This is a genomic window from Mycobacterium sp. TH-M103, from assembly GCF_057473785.1.
Window position 1 is genome coordinate 1 of sequence record NZ_JBYCLG010000096.1, and the last position, 8,782, is coordinate 8,782.

Annotated in this window: 10 protein-coding genes; 6 read left to right on the forward strand and 4 right to left on the reverse strand. The window is 71.1% G+C overall.

The window, feature by feature from the left end:
• On the forward strand, nucleotides 1-832 hold an 832-nt coding region (locus tag AC2VOR_RS05435; RefSeq protein WP_486963335.1), incomplete at its 5' end, for an FAD-binding oxidoreductase.
• A gap of 92 nt (nucleotides 833-924) precedes the next feature.
• Here the strand turns inward: AC2VOR_RS05435 and AC2VOR_RS05440 are convergent.
• The 3 genes from AC2VOR_RS05440 to AC2VOR_RS05450 are packed head-to-tail and all read right to left on the reverse strand — an operon-like array spanning nucleotide 925 to nucleotide 3,130.
• On the reverse strand, nucleotides 925-1,464 hold the full coding sequence (locus AC2VOR_RS05440; RefSeq protein WP_369741168.1) for a TetR/AcrR family transcriptional regulator: 540 nt from the start codon (nucleotides 1,462-1,464) through the stop codon (nucleotides 925-927).
• Nucleotides 1,465-1,473: 9 nt separating this feature from the next.
• Nucleotides 1,474-2,298, reverse strand: coding sequence for a thioesterase family protein (locus AC2VOR_RS05445; protein ID WP_369741167.1), 825 nt, complete (start codon nucleotides 2,296-2,298; stop codon nucleotides 1,474-1,476).
• A 16-nt stretch (nucleotides 2,299-2,314) separates the two neighbouring features.
• The gene (locus tag AC2VOR_RS05450; protein WP_486963336.1) at nucleotides 2,315-3,130 is read right to left on the reverse strand and encodes an SMP-30/gluconolactonase/LRE family protein; all 816 of its coding nucleotides are present in this window, start codon (nucleotides 3,128-3,130) and stop codon (nucleotides 2,315-2,317) included.
• Nucleotides 3,131-3,302: 172 nt separating this feature from the next.
• Between AC2VOR_RS05450 and AC2VOR_RS05455 the strand changes: the two genes are divergently transcribed.
• From AC2VOR_RS05455 to AC2VOR_RS05465, 3 genes are read left to right on the forward strand one after another with little or no spacing between them, the layout of a single operon-like run.
• Entirely contained in the window at nucleotides 3,303-4,184 is an 882-nt protein-coding gene (locus AC2VOR_RS05455) for an acyl-CoA thioesterase (protein WP_486963337.1), read from the forward strand.
• Between the two features lie 11 nt (nucleotides 4,185-4,195).
• Nucleotides 4,196-5,116, forward strand: a complete 921-nt coding sequence (locus tag AC2VOR_RS05460) for an LLM class F420-dependent oxidoreductase (protein WP_486963338.1) — start codon at nucleotides 4,196-4,198, stop codon at nucleotides 5,114-5,116.
• Complete coding sequence (locus AC2VOR_RS05465; RefSeq protein WP_486963339.1) at nucleotides 5,116-6,270, forward strand: acyl-CoA dehydrogenase family protein; 1,155 nt, start codon at nucleotides 5,116-5,118, stop codon at nucleotides 6,268-6,270. Before AC2VOR_RS05460 ends, AC2VOR_RS05465 begins: the two co-directional genes overlap by 1 nt.
• Nucleotides 6,271-6,277: 7 nt before the next feature.
• Here AC2VOR_RS05465 and AC2VOR_RS05470 read toward each other — a convergent pair whose 3' ends face one another.
• Nucleotides 6,278-6,964, reverse strand: a complete 687-nt coding sequence (locus AC2VOR_RS05470) for a DUF427 domain-containing protein (protein WP_486963340.1) — start codon at nucleotides 6,962-6,964, stop codon at nucleotides 6,278-6,280.
• 311 nt (nucleotides 6,965-7,275) lie between these two features.
• On the opposite strand from AC2VOR_RS05470, the gene AC2VOR_RS05475 reads away from it, so the two are divergent.
• Nucleotides 7,276-8,001, forward strand: coding sequence for a hypothetical protein (locus AC2VOR_RS05475; protein ID WP_486963341.1), 726 nt, complete (start codon nucleotides 7,276-7,278; stop codon nucleotides 7,999-8,001).
• A gap of 81 nt (nucleotides 8,002-8,082) precedes the next feature.
• On the forward strand, nucleotides 8,083-8,782 hold a 700-nt coding region (locus AC2VOR_RS05480; RefSeq protein WP_486963342.1), incomplete at its 3' end, for a CaiB/BaiF CoA transferase family protein.

Here is an 8,782-nt window from a genome sequence, read left to right on the forward strand (position 1 = left end):
GCTGCTGCGCCGGCACAGCCTGGTGCGCAGCGACAACACCGGCTACGACCTGCCGGCGCTGTTCGTCGGCGCCGAGGGCACCCTCGGCGTCATCACCGCGCTGGACCTGCGGCTGCACCCGTTGCCGTCGCACCGGGTGACCGCGGTCTGCGGGTTCGCCGACCTGGCGGCGCTCGTCGAGGCGGGTCGCACGTTCCGCGACGTCGACGGGATCGCGGCGCTGGAGCTGATCGATGGCCGGGCGGGCGCGCTGGTCCGCGAGCACCTCGGGGTCGCGGCGCCGGTGGACGGCGACTGGATGCTGCTGGTGGAACTGGCCTCCGACCACGACCAGACCGAGCGGCTGGCCGACCTGCTCGACGCCGTGCGGCTGTGCGGGGAGCCCGCGGTGGGCGTGGATGTTGCTGCGCAGCAACGGTTGTGGCAGGTGCGCGAATCGCTGGCCGAGGTGCTCGGCGTGTACGGGCCGCCGCTGAAGTTCGACGTGTCGCTGCCGCTGTCGGCGATCGCCGGGTTCGCCCGCGACGCGGTCGCGCTGCTGGGTGCGCACGTGCCCGATGCGCTGCCGCTGCTGTTCGGCCACGTCGGCGAGGGCAACCTGCACCTCAACGTGCTGCGCTGCCCGGCCGAGCGGGAGCAGGCGGTGTACGGGCCGATGATGGACCTGATCGCCGGGTGCGGCGGCAACGTCAGCTCCGAGCATGGCGTCGGCAGCCGCAAGCGGCCCTACCTGGGCATGTCGCGCGAACCCGCCGACATCGCCGCGATGCGCGCGGTCAAGGCCGCGCTGGACCCGACCGGCTACCTCAACGCCGCGGTGCTCTTCGACTGATCAGATCTCGGTCCGCGAGCGTGCGCAGTTGTACGCGCAACTCGGCGTGTCGGCGTGCAAACACGCACGCTCGCGGGGGATGGGGACCGGGGTCAGCCCTGCGGCTTGATCCCGACGGCGTGGCGCAACTGCGCCAGGAACTGGTCGGCGTCGTCGCTGCGCACGATGTAGTGCGAGATGGCGATGCGGATCACGGTCGCCGCCTTCACCGCTGCGTTGGGCCCGGGCAGGTGCCGCTGCAGGCCCTCGCGCATCTCCGGGATGGCGGTGGCGAACTGGGCGATGGTGTGCTCGGGTTCGACGTCGATCATGCGCACCCCCGAGTACGAATGCTGGTACTCGACGATGAAGCGCAGGACCGCGTCGAGCTTGTCGAGGCCCTTGAGCCCGGCGGTGGCCCGGACCAGGCCGCTCTCGAAGGTCTGGCGCTCGTAGCGCGAAAACGCCGACAGCAGTTCCTCTTTGGAGGCGAACCAGCGGTACAGCGTCGGACGCGACACCCCGGCCTGGGCGGCGACCTCGGACAGGCTCAGCTTGGTCTTGCCGTTGCGGCCCAACACCTCGGCGGTGGCCGCCAGGATCCGCTGGCGCGTCGAGGTGTCGGTGTCCGTGACCGCCGCCGGCTGGCTCATATCTCGACTCTACGAAGTTGCGCCGGGACGGCGGCGCACCAGCACGGATTGTTGGATGGCGCCGACCGCGCCCCGCTCGTCGAACAGCGTCCCGATCGTCGTCCCGACGCCGTCGGGGCCGTAGCTGGTCTCGGCGCGGAAGCCGATCCACTCGCCCTCGGGGACGCGGAACACGTGCACGGCCAGATCGGTGTTCAGGAACGTCCACTTGCGGATGTTCAGCTTGCTGCCGATGCCGTTGGCGCAGTCGGCCACCGCGAACAGCCGCTCCAGCGGCGTCATGGCCTCGCCCTTGACGAGGTCCACTTGCGGGCGGATCCAGGATTCGCCCGGGCCCCCGCTCATCGGTTCGGTCAGCCACAGCCAGTCGAGGCTGTGCACGTAGTTGCGGTCCCAGTCCTTGGCCTTGAGGTTGCGGTCGCGGGCCTCGGACCGCGGGCGCGGCGGGGGAGCCGCGGCGTGTGCCACGGCCGTGGTGTCCTGGCCCTGGAACCGCCACCCGGTGGCGCGCGCGACCGCGCGGGGTTCGCCGTCGGGGCCCGGCGCCAGCATCTCGGCGCCGACGAGTTCGATCTGCTTGCCGGCCCGCTGCAGTTGCGCGCCGACCCACAGGTCGCCGTCGGCGGGCACCCCGCCCAGCAGGTCGATCACGACCCGGCTCAGCCGGGTGTCGTCGCGGTGTTCGCACCGCTCCATGGCCCGCACCAGCAGCGCCGAGACCGGCCCGCCGTGCTGGATGGCCGCCGACCAGGTGCCGCGCGTCAGGTCGGTGGCCCTGAACCTCTCGCCGTGGGCGTCGGCGTCGTCGATCAGCTCGTAGTAGGAGTCGGTCATGTGCGCCTCTCGGATGTCACGGCAGGCCGGCGCCGGGCGTCTCGACCGTCACGGCGTCCAGGCGGGACAGCCGGGTGCCCACCAGGTGCTGGGGGTAGGCATCGGTGCTCGACAGCAGGAACAGCGTGCGGCGCCGGGGGCCGCCCAGGGCGCAGGCGATCGCGACGCGCTCGCCCATGTCGATGCGGTCGGTCACCTCGCCGCCCTCGACGACGCGCTCGAACTGGTGGGCCAGCGTCATCGCGGTCCACACCCCGCCCCCGGCGTCCAGCGCGATGCCGTCGGGCGGGCCGTCGAGGCCGTCGGCGAAGACGCGGCGGCTGGTCAGGAAGCCGTCCTCGCCGATCACGAACGCGGTCAGCCGCCGGGCGGTCGACTCGGCGACGACGAGCTCGCGGTCCGGCGTGATCACCATGCCGTTGGGGAAGTCGAGGTCCTCGGCGACGACGGTCGCGGTGTCGTCGGGGTCGAGCCGGATGATGACGCCGCCGTGGGACGCCTGGGATCCGATGTAGGCGCGCCCGTCGGCGTCGACGACCATGTCACCGAGGTTGGCCGGTGCCAGGGCGGCGAGGTCGGCGACGGGTGTCACGGTGTCGCCGTCGTAGCGCAGCACCTGCCGGTCCTCGGCCGAGACGATCAGCAGCGACCCGTCCGGGCGGAACCCCAGCCCCGAGGGGCAGCGGCCGGGCAGGGGCAGCGTGGTCAGCGAACCGGCCATCGTCGCGGTGTGCACGGCCTCGCCCAGCATGTCGGAGAACCACAGCAGGCCCTCGAACCAGCGCGGGCCCTCGCCGAAGCAGAACCCATTGGCCAGGGGCTCCGGGATCATCGGCCCGCGTCTTTACAAAACACCGAGAAAGTGTCAGGCACCGCGGGTGCCGGTGTCAATGTGAGCGAGTCCGCGCGCCATCGCTCCCGCGCGGTCGTTAGCCAACCTTTACAAATCTTGCGCAAAGTGTCACGCTGAGCCCCGAGCTGCTAGCGCGAGAGGTGGAGCTGATTTGACCACAGAGTCTGAGCAGGCTGAGTGGACGGTGCAGGGCCTGCTGGACCTGTTCGACGTGCGGGCCGACGGGCAGGACCGGTTCTCCGGCGACACCGGGATCGCCGGCGGCGACGAACGGCAGGTCGTGGAGGGCACCCAGGTGCTCGCCCAGGCGATCGTTGCGGTGGCCAAACGATTCCCCGACAAGTCGGTGCGCTCGGCGCACGCGGTGTTCTCCCGCGCCGTCGCCGTCGGCCCGCCGGTCGAATTCGTCCTCGACGTAGTGTCCGAGGGCCGGTCCACCGCCACCGCGGTCGTCGCCGCGCACCAGAACGGTCGGCGCTGCCTGAGCATCACGGTGCTGGCCGACGTGCCCACCGCCGACGTCATCCGCCACCACCTGCCGCGGCCGGACGTGGCCGCCCCGGCCGACTCGCACGTGTCCGAGATGCCGATGGTCGGTCGGGAGCTGCGGCTGGTCGACGTCGTCGACGTCAACAGCCCCGACGAGGTCGGCCCGCCCGAACTGTATGCGTGGTTGCACTACGACCCCATCCCCACCCGCGACGACCTGGCCAAGGCGCTGGTCGCGTACTTCACCGGGCACCTGGGCATTTCGACCACCATGCGCGCACACCCGGGCATCGGCACCAGCCAGGCGCACCTGACGGTGTCCACCGCCCCGATGACCATCTCGGTCGCCTTCCACGAGCCGGTGCGCTGGGACGGCTGGCTGCTCTACACCCACGAGAGCACCCAGGTGGGCTCGGGAATGTCGTACGTGCGCGGCACCGTGCACACGCAGGAGGGCGAGCTGCTGGCCTCGTTCGCCCAGGAGGCCCTGATCCGGCCGCTGCGCACCAGCGACACTTCGATCGACGCGCGCTCCCGGTTCTGACGGGCGGATCGATGTGCTTCGCCTTCACCCACCCGATGCACACCCATCCCTACAACCCGGAACTGGTGACGGGGGAGGGCATCGCGGCGGTCGCGGCGGCGGCAGAGGCGGCAGGGTTCCACGGGTTCGGCTTCACCGACCATCCCGCGCCGTCGCAGCGGTGGCTGGAGGCCGGCGGTCACGACGCCCTCGATCCTTTTGTCGCGCTTGGCTTCGCGGCGGCTACAACGACGACGCTGCGGCTGATTCCCAACATCGTGGTGCTACCGTACCGAAACCCGTTCGTGGTGGCCAAGTCCGGCGCGACTCTGGACCTGCTGTCCAACGGCCGGTTCACGCTGGCGGTCGGGGTGGGGTATCTCAAGCGGGAGTTCGCGGCGCTAGGGGTCGACTACGACGAGCGGGCCGCGCTGTTCGAGGAGGCGTTGCAGGTGATCCGCGCCGCGTGGACCACCGACGACTTGTCCTTCGAGGGAAGGCATTTCACCGCGCGAGGCATCACCGCGCACCCCCGCCCGGTCAGCCGGCCGCACCCGCCGATCTGGGTAGGCGGCAACACCGCGTCGGCGCGCCGGCGTGCCGTGCAGTACGGCGACGGGTGGTGCCCGTTCCCCGCGCCGGCGATGCTGGCGCAGACGGCGGGGACCGCATCCATCGACTCGCAGGACCTTCTGGCCGCGGGCATCGACGACCTGCGCCGGCGTTGCGACGAGGCGGGCCGGGACTTCTCGGCGCTGGACATCACATTCACCAACTCCGTGGGCGGCAGTCCCGGAGGTGACAAATTCGATTCCCAAGCCTATCTTTCCGGCCTGGACAAGCTGGCAGCACTCGGGGTGAACTGGGTGCAGGTCGGCCTGCCCGGAGACAGCCTGGCGCACGTGTTGGAAAGCATCGAGCGCTTCGGGAAACTCGTCATCGAGGCTCGCTGATGGACTTCTCCCGGGTCGAACTGTCGGCCGACGACCAGGTGTTCCTCGACGAGTTGCGCGCCTTCATCGCCAAGCACGTCACCGACGAGGTGATCCATCGACAGCTGGAGTTCGGCGAAAACTTCGACGAGCGAGTCCATCTGGCGCTGGGCGAAGCCGGATACCTGGCCGCGGACTGGCGGCTCGAGTCCGAGGGCGGGTTCAGCCCGGTCCGCCGCCGGATCTTTCAGCTGGAGATCGCCCGGGCCCATACGCCGTGGTACCACTGGGGCACGACGTCCGTCGTCGCGCGGCTGGTGCAGCAGTTCGGTGCGCCGCAGCTGTGCGAGGCGGTGCTGCCGGGGGTGCTGTCCGGCGAGATCCGGCTGTGTTTGGGCTACACCGAGCCCGAGGGCGGCTCCGACGTCGCCGCCTGCAAGACGCGGGCGGTGCGCGACGGCACCGGATCCAGCTGGATCATCAACGGCGCCAAGATGTTCACCTCCAACGCGCAGAACGCCCGCTACGTGTTCCTGCTGACCAACACCGACCCGCACGGCCCCAAGCACAAGAACCTGACCATGTTCCTGGTGCCGCTGGACTCGGCGGGCATCGAGATCCAGCCTCTGCGGACCGTCGACGGCGACCGCACCAACATCGTCTACTACAGCGACGTACGCGTCGACGACCTCTGCCGCATCGGCGAGGTCAACGCCGGCTGGACCGTGATGCGCGCGGCGCTGGACTCTGAGCACGGCATCGTCGACCGGGAAGACCATGGGCTGCAGTACGTTGCGGCGATGTCGGCGCACGGCGACATCATGGCCGAGGTGGTCGACACCGTGGCGGGGCTGGTGGCGCGGTGCGGCGACGATTCCGTGAGATACCGGCTGGGGCGCGATGTCGCGCGCATGGAGGCCGCGCTGTCCACGCCCGGGATGTTCGGCCGCGTCGCGATCGCGCAGACGATGCGCGACATCGCCCCGGACCTGATGGACATGCTGGGGCCGGCGTCGGCGTTGCCCACCGAGGCAACGGGCGCGGCGAGTGACGGTGCGGCCGAACACCTTTTCCGCCTGTCCCTGCCGCTGGGCATCTACGGCGGCACCCTCGAGGTGTTCCGCAACATGATCGCCCAGCATGCGCTGGGGCTCGGGCGTCCCCGCTACTCGTGATTCGCGGCTAGGCCGGCAGCTCGGCCAGCAACTCGACGCGCGTCTCGTCGAAGCTGAGGAAGCCCTTGATGGGCAGGCTTTCCGGCGGCGGGTCCGGGTAGCTCCAGGCGATGTCGTCGACGACCCGCCCGCCCACGACGGCGGTCCAGTATGTCGCGAAGCCTTTGTAGTTGCAGTAACTCGAGGTCTGTGAGCGCCGCAGCGCGGCGGTGTCGACCAGGGCGGGATCGACGTAGAGCCGCGGCGCGAGCGCCGTCTCGAACACGATCACCGTGTCGTCGGTGTCGACCAGCACGGTGCCGTGCACCGCGACGCGCAGGCGGCGTCGCGTCGGGCGGCAGTCCACGCGGTGGTACGGGTTCGGCGGGTAGTGAACGAGTTCGCGGCCCTCCTCCAGCCAGGTGTCGACCGCATCCCACGGGACGTGGACGAAGCCCGGCGCCGCCGGCTCGGGCTCGGTCGGCAGTGCGGCCACCTCGTCGGCCGGGAAGGCATAACTGAGCGGGCGGCCCCGGCGGTGCACCAGCAGCGCCCGCTCGGTGTCGAGTACCCGGCGCCCGGCGCGAAAGGCCTGCACGCGCCGCGGGTGTGGCTCGACGTAGACCATCTCGCCGACTACCTCACCGGTCAGCGGGGGCCAAAACCTCCCGGCCGGGTCGTTGCTGAGCGGGCCACGTCCGGCGACCAGGGTCATGGCGCTCCTTGGGGCAATGAGAGTTTCGGCGGATATCCCTTATTAAACCCACAGTCCGGCCCGTCGGCCGCCGCTGCCGGCGAAGCCGGCCCGCACCGCCGGTAGCGGCCAGTCATGCCAAACCGGCGCTCGGAGGGGCCGGTAGCAAACCGCGCAGGGTCGCACGACCGCTGTTGTGACAACGGTAAGGAAACGCTCAGATCACAAACCTTGACCCGATCGTGTTGTAAACGTGACGTAAGGCGATCACTGTTACCAAAGTGAAATGGATTGGTGCTGATGCACTTTCCAAGACCGCTGAGGAGCGACGAATGACCGCATTGATGATGTATCCCCCCTGGGTCGAGCAGTTGGTGCGCCGCGCCTCCCGGGTCCGCCCGGCTGCGTCCGCGGCGCTGCGCCCGCTCGCGGTGACCGCGGGCGTCGCCGCCGCCGGCGCGCTGTCGCTGGCGCCCGCGCACGCCGACCCGCCTGCCGACCCCATCACCAGCGTGCTCGGCGGCGCCGGCACCGGCGGCGGCTCCTTCAACGACACCCTCGCCGGGATCGGGCAGTCGCTGTGCCCGATGTTGGTGCAGCCCGGCGCGCAATTGGCCACGATCGCGTCGCAGCTGTCGGGCAAGCCGGGCCTGCCGCCGGAGATGGTCGGGGCCGTCGCCAGCATGGCGATACAGGCCGAATGCCCGGGTGTCATGACGTCGCTGGCCAACGGCCAAATGCCCTCCGCGCTAGGGGGGTTGGGCGGCAACTCGGGCATGCTGCCGTTCCAGCTGCCGGGAGCCGGCGGGGCTCCCGGAGGCCCGCTGCAGGTGCCGGGGCTGAGCCCGGCGGCGCCGAGCCCGCTGCAGGCGCCGGGGCTGAGCCCCCTGGCGCCCAACCCCGTGGCGCCGAACCCCGTGGCGCCGAGCCCGCTGCAGGCGCCGGGGCTGAGCCCCCTGGCGCCCAATCCCGTGGCGCCGAACCCCGTGGCGCCGAGCCCGGCGGCGCCGGGCGTCATTCCGGTGGCCGCCAGCGCGCCCCAGGTGCCGGTCTCCTGAGGCGGTGCGGCGCGCCCCCGATACGTGGCGCCGGGGACCCGCCACCGGCACCCACCGGCACCGCGGAGTAGGAACTTACCCATGGCGGGACCGGTGGAGGGCGTCAAAGTCGTCGAGCTCGGGGTCTGGGTGGCCGGCCCTGCCGCCGGGGCCATCCTGGCCGACTGGGGCGCCGACGTCGTCAAGATCGAGCCGCCGGCCGGTGACCCGGGCCGCATGTTCGGCCGGATGCTGGGCTGCGACCTCGGGGTCAACCCGCCGTTCGAGATGGACAACCGCTCCAAGCGCAGCATCGTGCTGGACCTGACCACCGCGGCGGGCCGCGACACCGCCCTCGAGATGCTCGCCGGCGCCGACGTTTTCGTGACCAACGTGCGCCCCGCTGCGTTGGGTCGGCTGGGCCTGGACTACGAGTCGGTGTCGGCCCGCAACCCCCGGCTGGTCTACGGCCTGATCACCGGCTACGGCGAGACCGGGCCCGACGCCGACCGGGCCGCCTACGACGTGGCCGCGTTCTGGTCCCGCGCCGGGCTGGCGCACCTGCTCACCCGGCCCGGCGACACGCCGCCGTTCCAGCGGGGCGGCATGGGCGACCACTCGGCCGGCATGACCCTGACCGCGGCCATCTGCGCGGCCCTGATCGCCCGCGAACGCACCGGGACCGGCCAACTGGTGAGCACGTCCCTGTACCGGCAGGGCGCCTACACCGTGAGCTTCGACCTGAACACCTACCTGCTGACCGGCCAGCAGATCGCCATCGGGCAGCGCGAATCGATGGGCA